This window comes from Clostridium sp. FS41 (assembly GCF_000954015.1).
GTDB lineage: Bacteria > Bacillota > Clostridia > Lachnospirales > Lachnospiraceae > Enterocloster > Enterocloster citroniae.
Map to the genome: position 1 here is coordinate 1 of NZ_JYHN01000080.1, position 576 is coordinate 576.

Sequence of the window (576 nt, forward strand, 5' to 3'; positions counted from 1 at the left end):
CATGGGAACCCTACACTGGCGGCAAACCCAGCCCATCAGAGGAGTATCCGCAGCCGATGGATGTGACGGTGACAGGAGAGCAGTTGTTTGATGCAAGTCTGTTAAAATCAATGGCAGGAGGCACCTGGTCATTAAGCGATGGTGGACGTAAGATATCTGTAACTGGCATAAATCCATATGCAGCATGTACGGCTGCTGTCCCAATCGAAAGTATAAGAGGTAAAACAGTTACATTATCGGGCAATGTTGAGAGCAAGACCAATGTGGATTGTCCGGTTGTCGTCCAAGGAAGATTGACACTATCAGATGGAAGCATGGAATATTATGTTGCGACCAACAAAAAGGCGGCTATCATCATACCGGAAGATGCGCAAGGTTTTAAAATTGAACTAATTACGAATAATCGCAATACAGCATTAGACATAGCAAACACAACCGTATTTACGGATGTCTTATTAAGTTTTGATGCAGAAGCTACATGGGAACCATTCGCCGGATATCAGACCGCAACTATCCAGCTAACAGCCCCACTATATGGTATCGGGGATGTACGGGACAGGATAATGTGTAAGGGTG

At 45.3% G+C, this 576-nt stretch carries 1 protein-coding gene; it reads left to right on the forward strand.

From position 1 onward, the window contains the following. Positions 1–56 precede the first annotated feature (56 nt). Positions 57–576, forward strand: a 520-nt coding sequence (locus tag CLFS41_RS25520; protein WP_347468973.1) for a hypothetical protein, incomplete at its 3' end; no start/stop codon positions are given.